Annotated in this window: 20 protein-coding genes; 8 read left to right on the plus strand and 12 right to left on the minus strand. The window is 67.1% G+C overall.

Annotated features, from left to right (window positions below; genetic code table 11):
* Window positions 1-30 precede the first annotated feature (30 nt).
* The 3 genes from nadC to nadA are packed head-to-tail and all read right to left on the minus strand — an operon-like array spanning window position 31 to window position 3,550.
* Window positions 31-888, minus strand: a complete 858-nt coding sequence (gene nadC / locus A5740_RS16020; protein ID WP_076195593.1) for a carboxylating nicotinate-nucleotide diphosphorylase — start codon at window positions 886-888, stop codon at window positions 31-33.
* Window positions 888-2,462, minus strand: coding sequence for an L-aspartate oxidase (locus tag A5740_RS16025; protein WP_076195469.1), 1,575 nt, complete (start codon window positions 2,460-2,462; stop codon window positions 888-890). Before A5740_RS16025 ends, nadC begins: the two co-directional genes overlap by 1 nt.
* Complete coding sequence (gene nadA, locus A5740_RS16030) at window positions 2,459-3,550, minus strand: quinolinate synthase NadA (protein WP_371454763.1); 1,092 nt, start codon at window positions 3,548-3,550, stop codon at window positions 2,459-2,461. The genes A5740_RS16025 and nadA overlap by 4 nt, the downstream gene beginning before the upstream one ends.
* Here nadA and A5740_RS16035 point away from each other — a divergent pair.
* Both A5740_RS16035 and A5740_RS16040 read left to right on the plus strand, forming a co-directional pair.
* Complete coding sequence (locus A5740_RS16035; protein ID WP_076195470.1) at window positions 3,549-4,241, plus strand: NUDIX domain-containing protein; 693 nt, start codon at window positions 3,549-3,551, stop codon at window positions 4,239-4,241. The genes nadA and A5740_RS16035 overlap by 2 nt on opposite strands.
* Window positions 4,242-4,283: 42 nt before the next feature.
* On the plus strand, window positions 4,284-5,615 hold the full coding sequence (locus tag A5740_RS16040) for a lipase family protein (protein WP_076195471.1): 1,332 nt from the start codon (window positions 4,284-4,286) through the stop codon (window positions 5,613-5,615).
* Here A5740_RS16040 and A5740_RS16045 read toward each other — a convergent pair.
* From A5740_RS16045 to bioB, 3 genes are all read right to left on the minus strand, one after another.
* Window positions 5,581-6,258, minus strand: coding sequence for a DUF2567 domain-containing protein (locus tag A5740_RS16045; RefSeq protein WP_076195595.1), 678 nt, complete (start codon window positions 6,256-6,258; stop codon window positions 5,581-5,583). The two genes, A5740_RS16040 and A5740_RS16045, sit on opposite strands and share 35 nt — an antisense overlap.
* Window positions 6,259-6,320: 62 nt before the next feature.
* Window positions 6,321-6,569, minus strand: coding sequence for a hypothetical protein (locus A5740_RS16055; RefSeq protein ID WP_083654174.1), 249 nt, complete (start codon window positions 6,567-6,569; stop codon window positions 6,321-6,323).
* Window positions 6,570-6,582: 13 nt separating this feature from the next.
* The gene (gene bioB / locus A5740_RS16060) at window positions 6,583-7,590 is read right to left on the minus strand and encodes a biotin synthase BioB (protein ID WP_076195473.1); all 1,008 of its coding nucleotides are present in this window, start codon (window positions 7,588-7,590) and stop codon (window positions 6,583-6,585) included.
* Between the two features lie 95 nt (window positions 7,591-7,685).
* Between bioB and A5740_RS16065 the strand changes: the two genes are divergently transcribed.
* Entirely contained in the window at window positions 7,686-8,303 is a 618-nt protein-coding gene (locus A5740_RS16065; RefSeq protein ID WP_076195474.1) for a TetR family transcriptional regulator, read from the plus strand.
* 10 nt (window positions 8,304-8,313) lie between these two features.
* Here A5740_RS16065 and A5740_RS16070 read toward each other — a convergent pair whose 3' ends face one another.
* Genes A5740_RS16070 through A5740_RS16085 form a run of 4 tightly spaced genes read right to left on the minus strand, consistent with a single transcriptional unit; the run spans window position 8,314 to window position 12,007 of the window.
* Complete coding sequence (locus A5740_RS16070; RefSeq protein ID WP_076195475.1) at window positions 8,314-8,823, minus strand: 2'-5' RNA ligase family protein; 510 nt, start codon at window positions 8,821-8,823, stop codon at window positions 8,314-8,316.
* 1 nt (window position 8,824) lies between these two features.
* Window positions 8,825-9,502, minus strand: a complete 678-nt coding sequence (bioD, locus tag A5740_RS16075; RefSeq protein ID WP_076195476.1) for a dethiobiotin synthase — start codon at window positions 9,500-9,502, stop codon at window positions 8,825-8,827.
* Window positions 9,499-10,647 carry an 8-amino-7-oxononanoate synthase gene (locus tag A5740_RS16080; protein ID WP_076195477.1) on the minus strand — a complete coding sequence of 383 codons (1,149 nt, stop codon included), beginning with the start codon at window positions 10,645-10,647 and terminating at the stop codon, window positions 9,499-9,501. Before A5740_RS16080 ends, bioD begins: the two co-directional genes overlap by 4 nt.
* Window positions 10,648-10,699: 52 nt before the next feature.
* A complete protein-coding gene (locus A5740_RS16085; RefSeq protein WP_076195478.1) occupies window positions 10,700-12,007 on the minus strand; it encodes an adenosylmethionine--8-amino-7-oxononanoate transaminase in 1,308 nt (435 codons plus the stop codon).
* A 91-nt stretch (window positions 12,008-12,098) separates the two neighbouring features.
* Between A5740_RS16085 and A5740_RS16090 the strand changes: the two genes are divergently transcribed.
* Genes A5740_RS16090 through treZ form a run of 4 tightly spaced genes read left to right on the plus strand, consistent with a single transcriptional unit; the run spans window position 12,099 to window position 20,429 of the window.
* Window positions 12,099-14,258, plus strand: coding sequence for an acyltransferase family protein (locus A5740_RS16090; RefSeq protein ID WP_076195479.1), 2,160 nt, complete (start codon window positions 12,099-12,101; stop codon window positions 14,256-14,258).
* Between the two features lie 4 nt (window positions 14,259-14,262).
* On the plus strand, window positions 14,263-16,431 hold the full coding sequence (gene glgX, locus A5740_RS16095) for a glycogen debranching protein GlgX (protein WP_076195480.1): 2,169 nt from the start codon (window positions 14,263-14,265) through the stop codon (window positions 16,429-16,431).
* A 1-nt stretch (window position 16,432) separates the two neighbouring features.
* Window positions 16,433-18,700 carry a malto-oligosyltrehalose synthase gene (gene treY, locus A5740_RS16100; protein WP_076195481.1) on the plus strand — a complete coding sequence of 756 codons (2,268 nt, stop codon included), beginning with the start codon at window positions 16,433-16,435 and terminating at the stop codon, window positions 18,698-18,700.
* The gene (gene treZ, locus A5740_RS16105; RefSeq protein ID WP_076195482.1) at window positions 18,693-20,429 is read left to right on the plus strand and encodes a malto-oligosyltrehalose trehalohydrolase; all 1,737 of its coding nucleotides are present in this window, start codon (window positions 18,693-18,695) and stop codon (window positions 20,427-20,429) included. Before treY ends, treZ begins: the two co-directional genes overlap by 8 nt.
* Window positions 20,430-20,445: 16 nt before the next feature.
* On the opposite strand, the gene A5740_RS16110 is transcribed toward treZ, so the two are convergent.
* On the minus strand, window positions 20,446-20,904 hold the full coding sequence (locus tag A5740_RS16110) for a helix-turn-helix domain-containing protein (protein WP_076195483.1): 459 nt from the start codon (window positions 20,902-20,904) through the stop codon (window positions 20,446-20,448).
* A gap of 83 nt (window positions 20,905-20,987) precedes the next feature.
* Here A5740_RS16110 and A5740_RS16115 point away from each other — a divergent pair, with 83 nt between their 5' ends.
* The gene (locus A5740_RS16115) at window positions 20,988-22,154 is read left to right on the plus strand and encodes an MFS transporter (RefSeq protein ID WP_254849209.1); all 1,167 of its coding nucleotides are present in this window, start codon (window positions 20,988-20,990) and stop codon (window positions 22,152-22,154) included.
* Between the two features lie 17 nt (window positions 22,155-22,171).
* Here A5740_RS16115 and ilvA read toward each other — a convergent pair whose 3' ends face one another.
* Window positions 22,172-23,464, minus strand: coding sequence for a threonine ammonia-lyase IlvA (gene ilvA / locus A5740_RS16120; RefSeq protein WP_076195485.1), 1,293 nt, complete (start codon window positions 23,462-23,464; stop codon window positions 22,172-22,174).
* Window positions 23,465-23,491: the final 27 nt, after the last annotated feature.

The raw sequence follows: 23,491 nt of genomic DNA on the forward strand, positions 1-23,491 counted from the left end.
TCACCGGCATCCGGGGCGCCCCAACACATCTCAGGTGTCGAGGCCGATGTCGAGTACCCGTACCGAGTGGGTGAGCGCCCCGACGGCGAGGTAATCGACCCCGGTGCCGGCATATTCGGCGGCGCTGTCGACCGAAAGGCCACCGGAGGATTCCAACAGTGTCTTGGGGGAACGTGAATCCCGCCGCTGCACTGCCATCTGGGTCTGCCAGACCGGGAAATTGTCCAGCAGCACGAGTTCCACGTCGGCCGAGAGGACCTCGTCGAGTTGTTCGAGGGAATCTACCTCGACCTCGCACGGCAGGTCCGGCGCCTCAGCCCGCACTGCTTTGAGTGCGGCGAGCACCGACCCGGCCGCCGCCACGTGGTTGTCCTTGATCAAGGCGGCGTCCCCGAGCCCCATCCGATGGTTGACGCCGCCGCCGACGCGTACCGCGTACTTCTGCAAGGCACGCAGACCCGGGAGCGTCTTGCGGGTGTCACGGATCTTGGCGTTCGTGCCGGAGACGGCATCCACCCAGGCGGCCGTGGCGGTGGCGATCCCCGACAGGTGACACATCAGATTGAGCAGCGTGCGTTCGGCGGTGAGCAGGCCCCGCGTCGGCGCCTCGACGGTCAGGATCGCCGAACGGGCGTCCAACCGGGCCCCGTCCTGGACCCGGTCGATCACGCGGTAACCGTCAACGCCGAGCACCTCGTCGAGCACGAGCAGCGCAATGTCAGCCCCCGCGATCACCCCCGGTTCCCGGTTGACCACCGCGGCGGTGGTCATCGCCTCGGCCGGCACGGTGGCGACGGTCGTCACGTCGGGGCCGTACCGCAGGTCTTCCTCGAGTGCGCGGGCGATGGTGGCCCGAGCCTCGGCGAGTTCGGTTTCGGAAAGAGCCATCAGCACACCACCGTCGGGGTGTCGAGGGCGAGACGGCCGGCTACGGCACGAACTGTCACGGGGTGCTCCTGGGCGGGATCGGTGTAGGGATGGTCGCCGCGATGGTGGCAACCACGACTTTCGGTGCGGGCCAGTGCTGCGACGGCGATGGCGCCTGCCGTCGCGGTCAGTGCGGCGTCCTCGAACTCCTGACGACCGGACGGGCGGACCGGTCTCGCCTCGCTCAGGATGTCTCCGAGCCGGCGCAGACCGTCGCCGTCGCGGACCACCGAGGCGTGCTCGGACATCGTGCGCTGCAATACATTTCGGTCAAGCGCATCGCGGCGATGCTCCGGTGGAGCCTGGGCACGCACGGTACCCGCCAGGCGGGCATGCTCGGCCGCCTCGACACCGGCTCGACCTCCGACAACCAGCCCTTCCAGCAGGCTGTTCGACGCCAACCGATTGGCCCCGTGCATGCCGGTCCGGGCCACTTCACCGGCGGCGAACAGCCCGGGAAGTTCGGTGCGCCCGTACACATCGGTGACCACACCGCCACAGCTGTAGTGGGCGCCGGGAACCACCGGGATGGGTTGACGGGTGGGGTCGATCCCGGCCGCCGCGCAGGCCGCCGAGACCGTGGGAAACCGCTCAGGAAACCGGTTGATCGCTCGCGCGTCCAGATATACGCACCGGTCGCCGGTTTCACTCAACCGGGCATTGATTGCCGCGGCAACCACGTCACGGGGAGCCAGATCGCCCATCGGATGCACCCCGCCGGTCACCGAATCACCGTGTGAATCAACGAGGATCGCTCCCTCACCGCGAAGTGCTTCGGTGATGAGCGGACGTCGCCCGCCGCCGCCCTCGGCATACAGCATGGTGGGGTGGAACTGGACGAACTCGATGTCACGGACCGGCACACCGGCCCACAACGCCAGAGCGATGCCGTCCCCGGTAGATCCGCTGGGATTGGTCGTGGCCGCATAGACGTGTCCGAGACCGCCGGTGGCGAGGATGACCGACGGTGCGTGCACGATGCCCAGGCCGTCCTCGTTGCGGACCAGGACACCGGTCACCGCCGCGTCATCCCGCAGGATCTGCAAGGCCACATGGTCGCGGCGAATGTCGAGGGTGGCGGCGGCGGCGTCGAGCGCGCGCTGCACCTCGGCGCCGGTGGCATCCCCGCCGGCGTGGATGATGCGACGCCGGCTGTGGCCACCCTCGCGGGTCAACGCCCACCGGCCGGGGGCGGCCTCGTCGAAGTGGGCGCCATCGGTGACCAGATCGGCCACCGCGCCGTAGCCGGCCGCAACAATCGACCGCACGGCATCGGGATCACACATGCCACCGCCGGCGGCGATCGTGTCGGCGACGTGTGCGTCCACGGAGTCTTCGGCGTCGGGCAGCACCACCGCGATCCCGCCCTGTGCGTGGAAAGTCGCCGTCTCACGCGCCTTGCTCAGCACCACCACGCGACGGCCACGCCGATGCGCCGCCAACGCGGCGACCAAACCGGCGACTCCGGTGCCGATGACGACGACATCAGCGGGCTGTTGCCACAGTGTCGACCCACCGCACGCGAAGGTGGTCACTCCCCGCCGCCGGGCTGACCAATCGCAATCATCCGCTGCACGCTGGCACGACCCAGCCGGGCGGTTTCGGGATCGACATGCACCTCGTCGGCGCCTTCGATCAGGCTGCGCAGCAGCGCAGCCGGAGTGATCATCTTCATGAAAGTGCACGAGGCCCGGTCGTTGACCGCCAGGAAGTCCACTTCTGGTGCGGCCCGGCGCAATTGGTGCAGCATTCCGACCTCGGTCGCGACCAGAACGTGCCGGGCCTGGGTCTCCCGGGCCGCGTCGAGCATGCCTCCGGTGGACAGGATCTTCACCCGTTCCTCGGGCACGGCGCCCTCGCCGGCCAGGTACAGCGCCGAGGTGGCGCAACCACATTCGGGGTGCACGAACAGTTCGGCATCGGGGTGCGACCGCGCCTGGTCCGCCAACTCGTCACCGTTGATGCCGGCGTGCACGTGGCACTCTCCCGCCCACACGTGCAGATTTTTGCGACCGGTGACGCGCCGGACGTGTGCGCCGAGGAACTGGTCCGGACAGAACAACACCTCGCGGTCCTCGGGTATCGAGGCCACCACTTCGACGGCGTTCGACGAGGTGCAGCAGATGTCGGTCAGAGCCTTCACCGCGGCGGTGGTGTTGACGTAGGAGACGACGACCGCGCCGGGGTGTTCGTCCTTCCATGCCTGCAGCTCGTCGGCGGTGATCGAGTCCGCGAGCGAGCAGCCGGCCCGCTGGTCCGGGATCAGTACGGTCTTGTCCGGGCTGAGGATCTTGGCCGTCTCAGCCATGAAGTGCACGCCGCAGAACACGATCGTGTCCTCGGGCGCCTCAGCGGCGATGCGCGAGAGCGCCAGGGAATCGCCGACATGGTCGGCGACGTCCTGGATGGCCGGCAGCTGGTAGTTGTGGGCCAGCAGCGTCGCGCCGCGCAGGTCGACCAGGCGGCGGATCTCAGCGGCCCACTTCTCGTCGCCGTCGACACCGGAATAACCACCGGGACCATCGACGATCAGATCCGCCAAGCCCCCCGCAAGGGTGTCATCGATAGCGGTCACGTCGACCTCCTCCACTCCGTCAGGTTTTCGACTTATAATCGAAAACATGCCATATGGTAACACCGCGCACGAAGTGCTCGCCGCCGTGTTCCAGGTTCGCGACGTCGACTCCCGCCATCCCAGCCTCAACGTGTTGCTGTGGGAACGTGCCCTCGATCCTGAACAGGGAAAATGGTCTCTACCGGGCGGTCGCCTGGACGACGACGAGGATCTGACCACTTCGGTTCGCCGGCAGCTTGCCGAGAAGGTCGACCTCCGCGAGCTGGCCCACCTGGAACAACTGGCCGTGTTCTCCGACCCGCGGCGGGTCCCCGGGACGCGCACCATCGCGTCGACCTTTCTCGGGCTCGTGCCCTCACCCGCCACCCCGGCGCTGCCGTCGGACACCCGGTGGCACCCCGTCAACGATCTACCCCAGATGGCCTTCGACCACGCCCCGATGGTCGAGCACGCGCGCAACCGATTGGTCGCCAAGCTTTCCTATACCAATATCGGGTTCGCTTTGGCGCCAAAGGAATTCGCAATCTCCACCTTGCGCGACATCTATAGCGCCGCCCTCGACTACCAGGTCGACGCAACCAACCTGCAGCGGGTTCTGGAACGCCGCAAGGTGATCACCCGCACCGGGACCACGGCGAGATCCGGTCGCAGCGGCGGCCGTCCCGCGGCGCTGTTCCGCTTCACAGACTCCCGCTATCGCGTCACCGACGAGTTCGCCGCATTGCGCCCGCCCGTGTGAGTCGACTGGATTCTTAGACCCTCCTTAAGTAAGAATGCCGGGATGGACTTGGGCAGCGCGGTCAGTGCCTCCGCAGCCGAATGGATCGGTCGAGCACCTCACGAGGACCTCGACCGCACGGCGCGACCCGAACTGCCCCACAAGGACGATTTCTACGTGCCGCCTGCGGGCTTCCAGCACGCCGAACCCGGCACCGTACTGCGCAGCCGCGACGTCGAGCTCGCCTTTCTGGGGCTGATCCCGCAACGCCTGCACGCCACGCAACTGCTGTACCGCTCCACTGACCGCAACGGCATTCCCGAGGCCGCGGTCACCACGGTGATCGTCCCACCCGACGCCGCACCGGATTGTCCGGTCGTCTCCTATCAATGCGCCATCGACGCCATCACCGGCCGCTGTTTCCCGTCGTACGCGTTGCGCCGCCACGCCAAGGCCACTGGCTCCCTGGCCCAGCTGGAACTCCTGCTGATCTCCGCGGCGCTGGCGGAGGGCTGGGCGGTGTCAGTGCCCGACCATGAAGGCGTCAACGGTATGTGGGGCGCGCCCTACGAGCCCGGCTATCGGGTACTCGACGGCTTACGAGCGGCACTCAACACCGAGCGGTTTCCGTTGTCGCCCTCGGCGCGCATCGGGCTGTGGGGCTATTCCGGCGGCGGACTGGCCAGCGCCTGGGCCGCCGAGATGGCCGGCAGCTACGCCCCCGACCTCAACATCGTCGGCGCCGTCCTGGGCTCCCCCGTCGGTGACCTCGGAAACACCTTCCGCCGCCTCAACGGCACCATCTTCTCGGGGCTGCCCGCCCTGGTCGTGGCCGCGCTTGCCGACATCTATCCCAACCTCAACCAGGTGGTCACCGACCACGCCACCACCGAGGGACGCAAACTCTTGGACCGGCTGCACCGGATGACCACCGTGCAGGCCCTGGTACGGATGTTCCGGACCGACATGGGTGACATGGTCGACATGCCCCTGGACGAAATCCTCGACGGACCCGAGGTCAGCGAGGTCTTCCACGACACCAAACTCGGTGTGGCCACCCCGGTTCCGCCCGTGCTGATCGTGCAGGCCGTGCACGACGAGATCATCTCGGTCGACGACATCGACGCCCTCGCCGACACCTACCTGGCCGGCGGCGCCGACGTGACGTACCACCGTGACCTGTTCAGCGAGCACTTGTTGCTGCACCCGATGTCGGCCCCGATGGCGCTGCGCTGGCTGACCGACCGGTTCGCCGGCCGGCCGCTCACCGCGAACCTCGTGCGGTCGAAGTGGCCGACGCTGCTCAACCCGATGACCTACGCGGGCATGGCGCGTCTGGCCGGCATCACCGCGAAGGTCGCTATGGGGCGGACGGTCCGACGGCGTCCGCTCTGACCGGCGAGGCCAGACGCAGTTCCTGCGGCGGCCAGCCGCCCAGATCATCGCGCACCGTCGAAACCGCCATCAGCGCATAGACCAGCGCCGCCATCGCCGCCGGAAACAGCACGGTGCCGGCGACCTGTAGCGGCGAAGGCCCGAAGAAGACCGACGCCGCCTCAACCACATAGTGGACGCGGTGTTCGGGACTGACCGGTGCCGCCGCGATGTCCAACGAGCCGAACCGTACATGGGCCAACGACGTACCGACGCCGGCTGCCGCCCCGGTGGCCAGTGCAGATCCGGCGGCCAACGCAGCCACCAACATCGGCCCGCGATGGGCAGTCCACTGCCACACCGCCACCGCCGCCACCACCGCCAGCACGACGAGCAGGCCCACGAACATGAACGCTGCCGTGAAGAAGTGGTCGGCCTCACCGCCGAGATAGGCGTGCACCCGCTCGCCGCTGCGAGACAGTGCGACCACGCCGTGCACGCCGGGCGCCAGCCAGGCCCACAGCGCACCAAGTAACGCACCCGCCACCGCCATCACGGACATGACGAGAAGCGCTGCACGCCCACGTGAAACCCCCGGTGCGCCAGGGATATCCGCCCGCGTGACAACGACAGAGGACTGCTGCTCTTCGCCCGAGGGGCTCATCTGCACCTTCTGCTCTTCGCCCGAGGGGCTCATCTGCACCTTCTGCTCTTCGCCCGAGGGGCTCATCGCCGAGAATCCAGGTCGATCGAATCCACCTGCCCATGCCGCGAGCACTTGGCCCACCAGCCGGTGGGCCGCACCTGGACGATCATCCGGCGACCACACTCGGCGCAGAACCGGGGCGGCTCCAGGCCGAGCTGCGCGGCGGTCGGAACCACATTCCCGTCCGCGGCATCGGCCTGGACCCCGGTGTAGACGTTGTACCGGCCGGCGCCCACGGGCGCGGGCAGCGCCGGCGTTTCCTCGATCATCACGACCGTAGTTCTACAGGCTGGCGTTGAGCGCCTTGATCGGCATCTGCAGATCGTCGAGCAATTCCAGATCCGACTCGGCCGGCCGGCCCAGCGTGGTCAGGTAGTTGCCGACGATGACAGCGTTGATGCCGCCCAGGATGCCCTGCTTGGCACCGAGGTCACCGAGCGTGATCTCGCGTCCACCGGCGAAACGCAGCATGGTGCGCGGGAGTGCGAGGCGGAATGCGGCGACAGCCTTGAGGGCCTCGGCGGCCGGCAGCACCTCAAGGTCGCCGAACGGCGTGCCCGGACGCGGGTTGAGGAAGTTCAACGGCACCTCGTGCGGATTCAACTCGGCCAGATTGGCGGCGAACTCGGCCCGCTGCTCCAGCGTCTCCCCCATGCCGAGGATGCCGCCGCAGCACACCTCCATACCGGCCTCGCGAACCATCTCCAGGGTGCCCCAGCGCTCTTCCCACGAGTGGGTGGTGACCACATTGGGGAAGAACGACTGCGCGGTCTCCAGGTTGTGGTTGTAGCGGTGCACGCCCATGTCCTTGAGGCGGTCCACCTGCTCCTGGGTCAGCATGCCCAACGAGCAGGCGATCTGAATGTCGACCTCGTTGCGGATCGCTTCGATACCCGCGGCCACCTGGGCCAGCAGCCGCTCGTCCGGGCCGCGTACCGCAGCGACGATGCAGAATTCGGTGGCACCGGTCTTGGCGGTCTGCTTGGCAGCTTCGACCAGGCTCGGCACGTCCAGCCACGCGCTGCGCACCGGAGAGGCGAACAAGCCCGACTGCGAGCAGAAGTGGCAGTCCTCCGGGCAGCCGCCGGTCTTGAGGCTGATGATGCCCTCGACCTCGACCTCGGGTCCACACCACTTCATCCGGACCTCGTGGGCCAGGGCGAGCAGCTCCTCGAGCTTGTCGTCGGGCAGTTGCAGCACCTGCAGCGTCTGGTCTTGGTCCAGGCCCACGCCCCGCTCCAGAACCTGCTCACGTGCTACGCCCAACACATCTACGGCCGCCTGCGTCACTGAAACGTCCTCCTGTGGATCGTGTGGCCGGTGGGCCGGCACTTGAACACGTCGGCGAGCCGACACTTGAACACCGTTCAGGCTAGGGTAACGGTGTGCAACTCCACAAACCCGACGTGGTGGAAGCGGCGACGGCCATCCTCGACAACTACGGCATCGCCGACCTGACGATGCGGCGCCTGGGACGCGAGCTCAACGTCAGTCCGGGCGCGCTGTATTGGCACTTCGCCAACAAGCAGGAGCTGCTGGGTGCCGTCGCCGACCGCATCCTGCAAGCCGTGCCGGCCGAGTCGACCGCGATGGCTTGGCCGGGGCAAATTCACCGGATCTGCGCGGCGTTGCGCGACGCGCTGTTGTCCCATACCGATGGCGCCGAGCTGGTCTCGTCCAGCTTTGCGGCCGGCCAGTCGAAGATCGCCACCGAGATCGTCGCGCAGTTGGCCGGGGCCGCGCAGCGTGCGGGAGTGTCCTCGCCCGACGACGAGTTGGCCGCTCGCACAGTGCTCTACTACGTGCTCGGATTCACCGCAGATGAGCAGTCCCGGCTGCAGTGGGACGCCGCGGGCGCCCTCACCGACGAGCAGTCGGTGTTGAACCGGGACACCTCGCGGCAGTTCGCCTTTGGCCTACAACTGCTCGTCGACGGGTTGGCGGTGCGCGGCGCCAGCACTCTGAGCGCCGGACGCGACCTTCCGCAGCAGGGTCAGGGCTGACCTCGGCGCGTCAGCCGATCAAGTGCTCGACGCGCGTGTCACCGTCCCAATGCCGTAGCCCGGTCACGCGGCCGATGATTTCCGCCGGCCGGCCGGCGATCCGCACGGCGGTGGTCAAGCTGGCCGGAGCGATCCGGCGGGCGAGCGTCACGTGTGGGGTCCACTGCCCCGGTTCGGCGTGGGGCAACGGGGCCGGATCCATGAACGGCAGACAGAGTCGGTGGACCTCGGCCTGTATGCCGAGTAGCTCCTCGGTCGGGATCAGCAGCCGTGCCAGCACTCCGGCCGAACGCCCGAAGATCAGCGTCGCGCCCAGGCGGCAGGTCAGCGGAAATCGATCGGTGAGTGCCTGCAGCGCATCGTCGGCCTGCGCGTCGATGCGCTGGGCGACGGTCAGCGTGGCGTGTGGCCGGCCGGCCGGCGCCTGACTGGGAATGTCCGCCTCACGCAATGCTTCCCAGATTCCGCGGACCGCAGCTTCGGTGTCGGGGTCGAAGATCAGCTCGACGGAGTGCACCATGTCAGATCAGGCCGGTCAGCCAGTCCTGGTCAAAGGCAGCGGCGCACAGTGTCTCGAATTCTCCGCCGCTCGCGCCGCCGGCACCCGACGGGAGTACCGCACGCACGGGCGCCAGCCGGGCCAGCGCCTCCCGATTCCCGGACTCGGCGACCCCCGGGTGTTCCGGCCACGCGCCGATCACCAGACCGGCGCAGGAAATTCCTTGCCCGGCAAGCGATTCCAAGGTCAATGCGGTGTGATTGAGCGTTCCCAACCCTGGCGACACCACCACCAGGACGGCCGCGGAGAGGTCGTCCGCCAGATCGCGCAGGGTGACGCCGTCGGCCCCCAGTTCGACCAGGAGGCCGCCGGCCCCTTCGACCAGGGTCAATCGGTCGGCAGTCTGCGTGTCACGGATCGCTGACACGAGTTCGCCGCGGGTCGGCAACGGCAGGCCGGCGCGCTGCGCGGCGGCGACGGGAGCCAGCGGCTCCGGGTAGCGCCATCCGCCGTGCAGGTTGGTCACGCCGGAGAGCCGACGCACCTCACCGAGGTCGTCGTCACCGTCGATGGTTCCCGTCTGCACGGGTTTACTGACTGCGACGTCCAGACCGGCCAGGCGTGCCGCGCAGGCCAGGGCCGCGGTGGTCACCGTTTTCCCGACGCCGGTGTCGGTTCCGGTGACGACCAGGGTGCTCACGGGCGGGCCTCTGCCAGCACCTCGATCAGCACCTGTCGCGCGAGGCCGATCTCGTCGGCGGTAAGCGAGGCTCGGGCAGTCAGACGCAGCCGCGACGTGCCTTCGGGAACGGTCGGCGGACGGAAGCAGCCCACCCGCACACCGCGGTCCAGACAGGCTGCGGCAGCCGCCACCGCGACCTCGGGTTCGCCGAGGATCACCGAGACAACCGCGGAATCCGGCACCGCCGTCGCCCCCGAGATCCGGGCCAGCTCGGCGGCGTGGTCGAGCACGGCGCGGGCCCGCTGTGGTTCGTCGACCAGCACGCGCAGCGCCGCCCACGCCGCACCGACGGCGGCGGGCGCCAGGCCGGTGTCGAAGATGAACGGCCGGGCGGCGTCGATCAAATGGGCCCGCACCGCGGCGGGACCGAGCACCACTCCACCCTGGCTACCCAGCGCCTTCGACAAGGTCGTGGTCATCACGACATCCGGCGCCCCCGCCAACCCGGCTTCGTACAACAGACCCTGGCCGCCCACTCCACGCACGCCGAGACCATGTGCCTCGTCGACGAGCAACAGCGCACCGTGTCGTCGACAAACCTCGTGCAGCTCGCGCAGCGGCGCCAGAACCCCGTCGGCGCTGAACACCGACTCGGTGAGCACCACCGCACGCTCCTCTGTGCGCGCTGACAGTGCGGCCTCGACCGCTTCGACGTCGCGGTGTGGGGTGACGGTCACGCGGGCCCGCGACAGCCGGCAGGCGTCGACCAGCGACGCATGGGTGAGGGCATCCGAGACCAGCAGCGAGCCCGGGCCGGACAACGCGACGACAGCGCCGAGGTTGGCGGTGTAGCCCGACGAGAAGACCAGGGCCGACTCGGCACCCACGAACGTAGCCAGCGCGTCCTCGAACCCCTCGTGAAGCTCGGTGTTTCCGGTGACCAGGCGTGAACCGCCGGCACCGGCGCCCCAGGTGCGAAGTGCTTCGACGCCGCCTGCGAGAACATCGGGGTGCTGCGACAGCCCGAGATAGTCGTTGGAGGCCAGGTCCAGTTCGGTCGCCACCGCGGGGCGGGTGCGCAGTTCGCGTCGCAGTCCGTACTGACGACGCTGCTGCTCGACATCGGCCAGCCAGGCCAGCGGGGACAGATCGGTGCGTGTCACGGTGCTCCTCCGGCGCTTGAACACGTCGGCGACGCCGACAGTTGAACACCGTTCAGGTTAGTGTACGGGCGACGCCGACCATCCCCGCGGTGATCTGATCGACCTCGGCCGGCGAGCAGATGAACGGCGGCATCGCGTAGATCAACTTGCCGAACGGACGCAGCCAGACCCCATGCCGCAAGGCCGCCAGGGTCGCCACCTTCATGTCCACCGGCTCGCTCATCTCGATCACGCCGATGGCACCGAGTACCCGCACGTCGGCGACGCCCGGCAAGCCGCGCGCCGGCTCCAGACCCTGCCGAAGGCCCGTCTCGATCGCGGCAACCCGAGCCTGCCAGTCATCACCGATCAGCAGTTCCACCGCGGCGACGCCCACCGCGCACGCCAGAGCATTGGCCATGAACGTCGGGCCGTGCATGAGTGCGCCCGGCTCCCCCGCGCTGATCGTGCGCGCGATTCGGTTGGTGCACAGCGTGGCGGCCAGGGTGATGTAGCCACCGGTCAGTGCCTTGCCGACACACATGATGTCCGGGGTGACGCCGGCGTGCTCGGCCGCGAACAACTTTCCGGTGCGACCGAATCCGGTGGCGATCTCATCGAAAATCAGCAGCACGCCGTGGCGATCGCAGATGGCGCGCAGGTCCGACAGATAGCGCGGGTCGTGAAACCGCATCCCCCCCGCGCCTTGCACCACCGGTTCGACGATCACCGCGGCGAGTTCGTCGGCGTGCCCGGCCAGTTGACGTTCGAACGCCTCGATGTAGGCCGGTTGATAGTCGGCGGGCACCGGCGGCGCGAAAATCTGAGGAGCCAGCACAGAGTTTTCCCCGGACCACAGCTCGTGCATGCCGCCATCGGGGTCGCACACGCTCATCGGCGTGAACGTGTCACCGTGGTAGCCGCCGCGCCAGGTCATCAGGCGGTGCTTGGCGCCGCGGCCCAGGCTGCGCCAGTACTGCAACGCCATCTTCACGGCCACCTCGACCGACACCGAGCCCGAATCGCTGAAGAACACGGTCTCCAGACCGTCGGGAGTCAGCTCCACGAGCAGCTGGGCCAAGCGCGCGGCCGGTTCGTGGGTCAGGCCGCCGAACATCACGTGATTCATGGTCGCGAGCTGGTCGGTGATCGCCCGGTCGAGCACCGGATGACCGTGCCCGTGCACGGCCGTCCACCATGACGCCATCGCGTCGAGCACCTCGATCCGCGCGCCGTCGGCGGGATCGATCACAGTCAGCCACGCACCCTTGGCACCGACCGCCACCACCGGCGGCAGGACCTGCGCGCCCATGGCGCTGTAGGGATGCCAGATGTGGGCCGCGTCGATGGCATTGATCTGCGCTGGGGTCAGCTCAGCCACAGTCGGGCAGCCTAGCGCTTTGCTCACAGACTGGGACGCACGCATCCGAAATATGAGCAGCGGGCCGATGTTAGGTAAATTGGCCTCGATCATGAGAACCCTTGACGCCCCCCGGACGGAGCCCGGCACCGAATCCGGTTCCGATTCGCGCGCCGCGATGGGGTCTCGCACATCGGGTTTCTACCGGCACGACCTTGACGGACTGCGCGGTATCGCCATTGCCCTGGTGGCGGTGTTCCACATCTGGTTCGGTCGGGTTTCCGGTGGTGTTGACGTTTTCCTCGCGTTGTCGGGCTTCTTCTTCGGCGGCAAGATGCTGCGCATCGCGCTCAATCCGGACGCGCCGCTGCGGCCCTTGCCCGAGGTCGTCCGCCTGGTGCGGCGCTTGTTGCCCGCGTTGGTCGTAGTGCTTGCCGCGGCCGCGGTGCTGACCATCCTCGTACAGCCCGAGACCCGCTGGGAAACGTTTGCTGACCAAAGCCTGTCAAGCCTCGGCTACTACCAGAACTGGGAGCTGGCCAACACCGCCGCGGATTATCTTCGCGCCGGTGAGGCGGTCAGCCCACTGCAACACATCTGGTCCATGTCGGTCCAGGGACAGTTCTATGTGGCGTTCCTGGCGGTGGTCTTCGGGTTCGCCTTCCTGGGCCGCCGGATGTTCGGGCGTCACCTGCGCGCGGCGTTCATCGGGTTACTGGTTGCCCTGACCATCGCCTCGTTCGTGTACGCGATCATCGCCCACAACACCGACCAGGCCACGGCCTACTACAACAGTTTCGCGCGCGGGTGGGAACTGCTCGTGGGCGCACTTGCCGGGGCGCTGGTGCCGGTGGTGCGGTGGCCGATGTGGTTGCGCACCATCCTGGCCACCGTGTCTCTGGCTGCGATCCTGGCATGCGGATGGTTGATCGACGGCGTCAAGGAATTCCCGGGCCCGTGGACGCTCGTCCCGGTCGGGGCCACGATCATCTTCATCCTCACCGCCGCCAACCGTGACCCGGACACCGAACGGCTGCCGGCCCCCAACCGGATGTTGGCCACCAAACCGTTCGTGTCGTTGGGTTCGATGGCCTACTCGCTGTACCTGTGGCACTGGCCGCTGCTGATCTTCTGGCTGTCCTACTCCGGCCACGCCCACGCCAACTTCCTCGAGGGCACGATCGTGCTGTTGATCTCGGGAGTGCTGGCCTGGCTCACCACCCGCTACATCGAGGATCCGCTGCGGCCGCAGAAGGTGAAGGTCCCCACCCCGGCCCCGGCTGTTCCGATCCGGGTGCGGCTACGCCGGCCCACCATCGTTCTGGGTTCCATCGTCGGGCTCCTGGGTGTCGCGTTGACCGCCACCTCGTTCACCTGGCGTGAACACGTGACCGTGCAGCGCGCCAGCGGCAAGGAACTGTCCGGGCTCTCGGCCCGCGATTACCCGGGAGCGCGCGCGTTGACCGAGCATGCGCGGGTGCCGAAGCTGCCGATGCGGCCGACGGTGCTCGAGGCCAAGGACGACCTCCCGGTCTCCACCACCGACGGGTGCATCAGCGATTTCGGCAATACCGACGTGATCAACTGCACCTACGGTGCCAAGGACGCATCGCGCACCATCGCCGTGGCGGGCGGTTCGCACGCCGAGCATTGGATCACCGCTCTGGATCTGCTGGGTCGCCTGCACGATTTCAAGGTGGTCACCTACCTCAAGATGGGCTGCCCACTCACCACAGAGGAGACACCGCTGGTGATGGGCGACAATCGCCCATACCCGAAGTGCCACCAGTGGAATGAAAAGGTGATGGCCAAACTCATCGCCGATCATCCGGATTACGTCTTCACCACCTCCACCCGTCCATGGAACATCAAGCCTGGAGATGTGATGCCAGGGACCTATATCGGGATCTGGGAAGCGTTCGCCCAGGCCAACATTCCGGTGTTGGCCATGCGCGACACGCCCTGGCTCACCCGAAATGGCAAGCCGTACTTTCCGTACGACTGCCTGGCCAAGGGCGGTGATTCCGTCTCCTGCGGCATCGAACGGTCCAAGGTACTCGCCGACCACAATCCGACGCTCGATTTCGTCGGGCGGTTCCCTGGGCTCAAGCCACTCGACATGAGCGATGCGGTGTGCCGGAAAGACTATTGCCGCGTGGTCGAGGGAAATGTCTTGCTGTACCACGATTCCCATCACCTCTCGACGACCTACATGCGCACGATGACGGGCGAACTGGGCCGTCAGATGGCGGCGGCCACCGGTTGGTGGTGAGGCCATGCTGCCGTCCTCGTCCGTACCGTCCGGACCAGTACCCACGCCGATCTCGATGGTCTGGCCCGGAGAGGCTTACCCCCTGGGGGCCACCTATGACGGGGCAGGCACCAATTTCTCGCTGTTCTCCGAGGTCGCCGAACGCGTCGAGCTGTGCCTGATCGCCAAGGACGGTTCGGAGAACCGGATCAATCTCGAAGAGGTCGACGGCTACGTGTGGCATGCCTACCTGCCCACGGTCACCCCGGGGCAGCGCTACGGCTACCGCGTGTACGGCCCGTGGGACCCGGGCGCCGGCCACCGGTGTGATCCCAGCAAGCTCCTGCTGGACCCCTACGGGAAGTCCTTCCACGGCGACTTCGATTTCAGTCAGGCCCTGTTCTCCTACGACTTGACGGCCGAACCGGCGGGCACCGGAACCCCGCCGCAGATCGACTCGCTGGGCCACACCATGACGAGCGTGGTGATCAACCCGTTCTTCCAATGGGGCTCCGACCGGGCACCCAAGACGCCGTATCACGACACGGTGATCTATGAGGCGCACGTCAAAGGGATGACCCAGACACATCCGGGAATCCCCGAGGAGCTGCGCGGCACGTATGCCGGTCTGAGCCACCCGGTGATCATCGAGCATCTCCAGTCGCTGAACATCACCGCGATCGAGCTGATGCCGGTCCACCAGTTCATGCACGACCACCGGCTGCTGGATCTCGGGCTGCGCAACTACTGGGGCTACAACACCGTGGGCTTCTTCGCCCCGCATTTCCAGTACGCGGCCACCCGGCATGCCGGCGGCGCGGTGGCCGAGTTCAAATCCATGGTCAAGGCCTTCCACGACGCGGGTATCGAGGTGATTCTCGACGTCGTCTACAACCACACCGCCGAAGGCAACCACCTCGGCCCGACCATCAACTTCCGCGGTATCGACAACGCCGCCTACTACCGATTGATCGACGGCCAGCCCGAGTACTACAAGGACTTCACCGGCACGGGAAACAGCCTCAACGCCCGGCATCCGCACACGCTGCAGCTGATCATGGACTCCTTGCGCTACTGGGTGCTGGAGATGCATGTCGACGGTTTCCGGTTCGACCTGGCCTCGACCCTGGCCCGCGAGTTCTACGACGTGGACCGACTTTCGGCGTTCTTCGATCTGGTCCAGCAGGATCCGGTGATCAGCCAGGTCAAACTGATCGCCGAACCATGGGATATCGGCGAGGGCGGCTATCAGGTCGGCAACTTCCCGGGTTTGTGGACCGAGTGGAACGGGAAATATCGCGACACTGTGCGTGACTATTGGCGCGGCGAGCCCGCGACCCTCGGCGAGTTCGCGTCCCGGCTGACCGGGTCGTCGGACCTCTATGAGGCGACCGGCCGCCGGCCCAGCGCCAGCATCAACTTCGTCACCTGCCATGACGGGTTCACGCTCAACGATCTCGTGTCCTACAACGAGAAGCACAACGAGGCCAACGGCGAGGACAATCGCGACGGCGAGAGCCACAACCGCTCCTGGAACTGCGGGGTCGAGGGTCCGACGGACGATCCGGACATCCACGCGCTGCGTGCCAAGCAGATGCGCAATATCATCGGGACCTTGATGCTGTCGCAAGGAACGCCGATGATCGCCCACGGCGACGAGATCGGCCGAACCCAGTTGGGAAACAACAACGTCTACTGCCAGGACTCCGAACTGTCCTGGATGGACTGGTCACTGCAGGAGACCAACGCCGACCATCTGGAGTTCACCCGCAAGGTGCTGGCATTCCGCAAGCGCCATCCGGCGTTTCGGCGCCGCCGGTTCTTCGAGGGCAAACCGATCCGCAGCGGCGATCAGGTCCGCGACATCGCCTGGCTCACGCCGGCCGGCACCGAGATGACCCCGCAGGACTGGGGCGCCGGCTTGGGCACCTGCGTGGCGGTGTTCCTCAACGGCGACTCGATCCCGGCTCCGAACGCCCGCGGCGAGCGCGTGGTCGACGACACGTTCCTGTTGTGCTTCAACGCCAATGACCACGAGCAGGAGTTCGTCACTCCCGACGGCGAGTACGCGACCGAGTGGACGGCCGACATCGACACCGCCAGCCCGACCGGAGATTCGGATGTGGTGATCGCCGCCGGTGCCACCATTTCCTTGCAGGCACGCTCGCTTCTCGTCCTCCGTAAGACCGCCTGACATGCCGCGCCCGGTCGTCTCGACGTATCGGCTCCAGATGCGCGCGGATTGCTGCACATTCGACGATGCGGTGCAGCTTCTGGACTATCTCGACCAGCTCGGTGTCTCGCACCTGTACCTGTCACCCATCCTGACCGCGGCCCCCGGGTCCACGCACGGCTACGACGTCACCGACCCGACCACGGTGTCGGCTGCCCTCGGTGGCCCGGACGGACTGCGACGACTCGCCGAGGCAGCCCATGCCAGGGGCATCGGCCTCGTCGTCGATATCGTTCCCAACCATGTCGGCGTCGCACACGCCGAGCAGAACCCATGGTGGTGGGACCTGCTGCGACACGGTCGCGATTCGCGATATGCCGATTATTTCGACATCGACTGGGATCTCGCCGATGGCCGAATTGTGTTGCCAGTCTTGGGCTCTGACGAGGATGTGGCCGATCTTTCCGTCGACGGCGACGTGTTGCGCCTGGGTGATCTATCCTTCCCGATCGCGCCGGGTACCGACGGCGGCACCGGACCTCAGGTGCACGACCGTCAGCACTATCGGCTGACCGGGTGGCGCACCGGGAGCTGCGGATACCGCCGGTTCTTCTCGATCACCTCCCTGGCCGCGCTGCGCCAGGAGGACCGGGCGGTGTTCGACGCCACTCATGTCGAGGTCAAACGCTGGTTCGACGAGGGACTGGTGGACGGCCTCCGCATCGATCACCCGGACGGGTTGTCCGATCCGGCCGGGTATCTGCGGTGGCTGCGTGAACTGACCGGTCCGGATGCCTGGATCGTGGTGGAAAAGATCCTGGCCACCGACGAGAGCCTCGACGCGTCGCTGCCGGTGAACGGCAGCACCGGATATGACGCGCTGCGCGAGGTCGGCGGAATCTTCGTCGACCCGACCGGCAAAGACGTGCTGACCGCACTGAGCGGCGCCCGAGACCCGCAGGACGAACGCAGGCTCAAGGCGGCGACCGTCACCGACACGCTGTCCAGCGAACTCCACCGGCTGTGCCGGGTCATCTCGGCCGTCACCGCACACCACGATCCAGACGTTCCGGCCGCGGTCGCAGCCCTTGTCAGCCGGATCGGTGTCTACCGAAGCGACTACCCGGCGCTGGCCCCGCTCCTTCCGGTGGCTTTGGCCGAAACCGCTTCCGCTGTACCTGAACTGACCGAAGCGCTGTCGGCGATCTCGGTCGCCATGGCCACCAGCGACGAGGTGGTGTCACGCTTCAACCAACTGTGCGGAGCGGCGACCGCCAAAGCGGTCGAGGACTGCCTGTTCTACCGTGACGCCAGGCTCGTATCGCTCAACGAGGTCGGCGGCGCACCGGATCTGTTCGGGGTCACTCTTGCCGAGTTCCATCAGCGGAGCGCGACGCGAGCCCACACCTGGCCGTCGGCGATGACCACGCTGTCGACACATGACACGAAGCGTGGAGAGGATGTCCGCGCTCGCATCGGGCTGCTGTCGCAGGTACCGGAAACGTGGACCGATTCGGTTCAGCGATGGACCGCCCTGACCGCTCCCCCCGACCGTGCCACCGCGCTGTTCCTGTGGCAGAACATCTTCGGGGTGTGGCCGGTGGACGGCATGGTCACCGACCAGCTTCGTGACCGGCTCCATGCCTACACCGAGAAAGCGATCCGCGAGGCCGCCACCCGCACCTCGTGGCATGACCCCGACACCGACTTCGAGGACGAGGTGCACGCTTGGCTGGACCGGGTACTCGACGGGCCGGTGGCAGCCGAGGTGACGGCGCTGGTGAGCCGCCTGGAGGTGCATGCACGAAACGACAGCCTGGGCCAGAAACTCCTCCAGCTGACCGCCCCCGGAGTTCCGGACGTCTACCAGGGCACCGAGACCACCGAGGACAGCCTGGTGGACCCCGACAACCGGCGCCCGGTCGTTTATTCGACGTTGCGTGCATCCCTGGAGCGCGGAGATGATCCGAAGCTGCGGGTGACCACCTCGGCGCTGGCGTTGCGGCGTGCGCGTCCACAGTCGTTCCTCGGCGGCGTCTACCGTCCCCTGGCCGCCACCGGCAGCGCAGCCCGGCACGTGGTGGCCTTCGGGCGAGGTGAAGACGTGGTGGTGACGGTGAGTCGCTGGACGGTGAGCCTCGCCGAAACCGGCTGGGACGACACGGTACTGCCATTGCCGGGAGGCCGGTGGACCGATCGCCTCAGTGGCCGGACCTGGTCCGGCCGGGTCCAGGTCGGCGAACTACTCTCCGATTCACCCGTCGCGCTGCTGGAGAGAACCGATGTCTGAGTTCGCGGTGTGGGCGCCCGAACCGGACCGGGTGCGCGTCGATGTCGACGGAACTCTGCACGAGATGGCCCGATCCGACGATGGATGGTGGCGCGCCGAGGTCACCTGCCGTGCCGACGCCCGCTACGGTTTCGTGCTCGGCGACGACCCGAAGGTCCTGCCCGACCCACGATCACCGCGCCAACCCGACGGCGTGCACGAACGCTCGCAGCTCTGGCAACCTGCCGCGGATGCCTGGACGGATCACCGGTGGACAGGCAAATCGATCTGCGGCGACGTGATCTACGAGCTGCACATCGGGACATTCACGCCCGCAGGCACATTCGACGCCGCGATCGAGAAGCTGGACCACCTGGTAGATCTCGGCGTCGGCTTCGTGGAACTGATGCCGGTCAACGCGTTCAGCGGCACCCACGGCTGGGGCTACGACGGCGTGCTCTGGTATGCCGTCCACGAACCCTACGGCGGGCCCGACGGCCTCGTCCGCTTCGTCGATGCCTGCCACGCGCGCGGTCTCGGAGTGCTCATCGATGCGGTGTTCAACCACCTCGGCCCCTCTGGGAACTACCTCCCGCGGTTCGGGCCATATCTCTCGGCGGGCAACAATCCCTGGGGCAGCTCGATCAATCTGTCCGACGCCGACGCCGACGAGGTCCGCAGCTACATCATCGAGTGCGCATTGCGCTGGATGCGTGAATTCCACGTGGACGGTTTGCGCCTCGACGCCGTGCACGCGCTGATGGACAACACCGCCATCCACCTGCTCGAGGAGCTTGCTGCCCGCACCGACGCACTGGCCGACGAGCTCGGTAGGCCACTGTCGCTGATCGCCGAGAGCGACCTCAACGACCCCCGCCTGATCACCGACCGAATCCATGGCGGATACGGACTGACCGCGCAATGGGACGACGACATCCACCACGCCATCCACACCGCGGTGTCGGGGGAACGGCAGGGTTACTACGCCGACTTCGGGTCACTGGCCACATTGGCCCAGACCTTGAAGCACGGATACTTCCACGCCGGCACGTACTCGTCGTTCCGTCATCGCAGGCACGGCCGCCCGTTGGACACGGCCACGATCCCGGCCACCCGGTTGTTGGCCTACACCCTGACCCACGACCAGGTGGGAAATCGTGCCATCGGGGATCGGCCGTCCCAGGTGCTGACATTCGGCCAACTCGCGGTCAAGGCCGCGCTGGCCCTCGGTTCTCCCTACACGGCAATGCTTTTCATGGGCGAAGAATGGGGATCCTCGTCACCGTTCCAGTTCTTCAGCTCACATCCGGAGCCGGATCTGGCCCGCGCCACCGCCGAGGGCCGCAAGGCCGAGTTCGCCGAGCACGGCTGGGATGCCGATGAGGTCCCCGACCCGCAGGATCCGGCGACGTTCCTGCGGTCCAAATTGAACTGGGACGAGGTCACCGAAGGCGAGCACCGTCGGCTGCTCCACACGTATCGCGACCTGATCGCGTTGCGCCGCAACGAACCCGATCTCGCCGATCCGTGGCTGGATCACCTGGCCATCGACTTCGACGAGGAACAACGCTGGATTGTCCTGCATCGAGGCACCGTGTCCATCGCCTGCAACCTCGGCACCGACCCGGTGCCGGTTCCGGTGACCGGTGAACTGGTCGCGGCCTGGGATACCCCGGAGGTCGGCGCCGAGGCCACGACGTTGCCCGGACATTCGTTCGTCGTTCTGCGTGGCGCCCGGAAATGTGGTTGAGAGGCGTTGCGGGCGTTCAGCGATTCTTCAGCACAGATGTCGTGTCGAGTCCGACGGGTAGACCGCGCGCGCCGATGGGTCGCAGTTCTGGAACCGGCTGCCCGCGCTCATCGATCAGGACGGAATGCGCCTCGTCCGTAGCGAATGCGTGCCGCTCGCCCCATTGACGAAGCGCCAGTACGACCGTGAAGAGGTCACGTCCGGCCGCAGTCAGCGTGTACACCTGCCGCCGGCCGGACTGTGCCGTCTCGCGATGGAGAATGCCCCGTTCCACGAGGCGGCGCAGCCGGTCGGTGAGGATGTTGCGGGCAATGCCGGTTCGCTGCTGAAAGTCGGTGAACGCCCGCGCGCCGTCCATCGCGTCACGGACGATGAGCAGACTCCAGCGATCCCCGATCAGGTCGAGAGTGCGCGCCACCGGACACGGTGGGTCAGTCCAGGTCACGTCGTCGCGACGGACCGTCGAGTCCCCCATCACACCCCCTGAAGAGTTGCTGATTGAAACCATTCTGCCGTAGCGTTCATTGAGTTGCAATATGCAACCAATTGGAGGTGGCAGTGGAACTGACCCTTGGTATGCGAATGTTCTTCGCCGCCGTGTGCGCAGTGGCGGTTTCCACGGTCTATGCAGCGCAGCCGGTACTGACTCAGATCGGCGGTGAACTCGGCGTGCCGGAGGCCGAGCTCGGCTGGATCGTCACAGCCGGGCAACTCGGATATCTCGTGGGGTTGGTCCTGCTGGTTCCTTTCGGTGACGTGTTCGACCGACGTCGGCTCATCAGTGGACATCTGGCGCTGGCCGCCGTCGGCGTCACCGTCGCCGCGATTGCCCCCGACACATGGGTACTGCTGACCGGATTGGCAGTCGCCGGATTGTTCGCGGTCGCCGTCCAGACCACCGTCGCCTATGCGGCGGCCCTGTCCACACCCGCCGAACGCGGCCGCACCCTCGGCGTGGTGACCTCCGGTGTCGTCGTCGGCATCATCGGCGCGCGCGTGGTGGCGGGAGCACTTGCCGCAGCATGGGGGTGGCGCAGCATCTACGCCGGACTCGCCGTAGTTCTGGTCATGCTGGCAGCTGCGGGCGCACGACTGCTGCCGCCCGACCCACGAATCCACCAAAGCAACTACCCACAGGTGCTGGCATCGTTTGGCCGGCTGTTCGGCGAACCTCTGTTCATCTCGCGAGGACTGATCGCGTTCTTCCTGTTCGCCTCCTTCGGCACGCTGTGGAGTGGCCTGGCACTGCCGCTCACAGCGGGTCCGTGGCACTTGAGCGCAGCACAAACCGGACTGTTCGGCGTCGCGGGCCTCGCCGGCGCGCTCGGCGCCGCGCGGGCGGGACGCTGGGCCGATACCGGAATCGCCGGCGCCGTCACCGGCGGGGCACTCGGGCTACTGATCGCGTCCTGGCTGGCCATCGGACAGGCCCGTTGGTCGCTGGTCCTCGTCGTCGCGGGTGTGATCGTGCTCGATTTCGCCGTGCAGGCAGCGCATGTGAGCAACCAGCATGTGCTCACCACTACCTACCCACACCGCACCAGCAGCGTCATCGGCGGCTACATGTTCTTCTATTCGCTGGGCTCGGCTGCCGGCGCGACCACGACGACCGCGGTGTACTCGATCGCGGGATGGGTCGGATCGAGCATCCTCGGCGCGACCTTCGCGGCCTGCGCACTCGTTGTGTGGTCAGTCAGCCGATCCGCGCTCCGGCCGCCACGATGACGACCCTGCGGACCGACTCAGGTCAGATAGCGGTACGTGGGCGAACCGGGTTCGAGCAGCTCGACGTGGATATCGGAGCCCTCCATGCGGGCCAGCAGGCCTTCGAGGTCCGTCGCCGCGCTCAACTCGACGCCGCACAACGCCTCACCGGTCTCGCGGTTGTTGCGCTTGACGTACTCGAACAACGTGATGTCATCACCCGGCCCCAACACCTCATCGAGGAATCGGCGCAGAGCCCCTGGCTCCTGGGGAAAGTCGACCAGGAAGTAGTGCTTGAGCCCCAGGTGCACCAATGATCGTTCGACCACCTCGTTGTAGCGGGAGACGTCGTTGTTCCCGCCCGAGATCAGGCACACCACCGTGGCGCCCGGCTCGATGTCGGCCTCCAACAACGCCGCCACCGACAACGCACCTGCCGGCTCGGCGATGATCCCGTCGTTCTGATACAGGTCGAGCATCGTGGTACACACCGCGCCCTCGTCGACGGTGGTGAGTGCGACCATGTCACCGGCCGCGGCCAGCGCCGCATAGGGCAGCGCCCCGGCCCGGGCCACCGCGGCACCGTCGACGAACTGATCGACGTTCTCCAGGGTCACCGGCGCCCCCTCGGCCAGGGCGGCGATCATCGACGCCGCCCCCGCCGGTTCGACGCCGAGGACAGAGGTGTCCGAGGCCCGCTCGGCCAGATAGGTCGTGATGCCCGCAATGCAACCGCCACCGCCGACGGGCACGATCACCAGATCCGGTTCCTCCTCGAGCTGCTCGAGGATCTCGGCGGCGATGGTGCCCTGACCGGCGATGGTGCGCACATCGTCATACGGCGGCACCAGGGTGGCGCCGGTACGGGCGACGTCATCCAGTGCGGCGGCCGCCGCGAGATCGTACGTGGAACCCACGGCGATGAGGTCGATGAACTCACGCCCGTGATAGCGGATCCGGTCGCGCTTCTGTTTCGGGGTCTTGGCCGGTACATAGACCCGGCCGTGGGTTTTCATGGACCGGCAGGCCATGGCGAAACCCTGTGCGTGGTTTCCCGCCGAGGAGCACACCACACCGGCGGCCAGTTCGTCCGGCGAGAGTTGGGCCATCAGATTGAACGCCCCGCGCGCCTTGTATGACCGCACTGCCTGCAGGTCCTCGCGCTTGAGGTAGACGTTGGCACCGGTGGCTTCCGACAGGCGCTCGTTGTACTGCAGCGGGCTGCGAGTGACCACGCCGGAAATTCGCTCGGCGGCCTCGTCGATGTCGGCCGCGGAAAGCGGCGCCGTCGTCGGAGGCACTCGAGAGCCTTTGCTCAATTCGGCAGTCACCGTTCAATGGTGCCACTGGCCAGCGGT

The sequence above is a fragment of the Mycobacterium sp. GA-1841 genome, from assembly GCF_001954135.1.
GTDB lineage: Bacteria > Actinomycetota > Actinomycetes > Mycobacteriales > Mycobacteriaceae > Mycobacterium.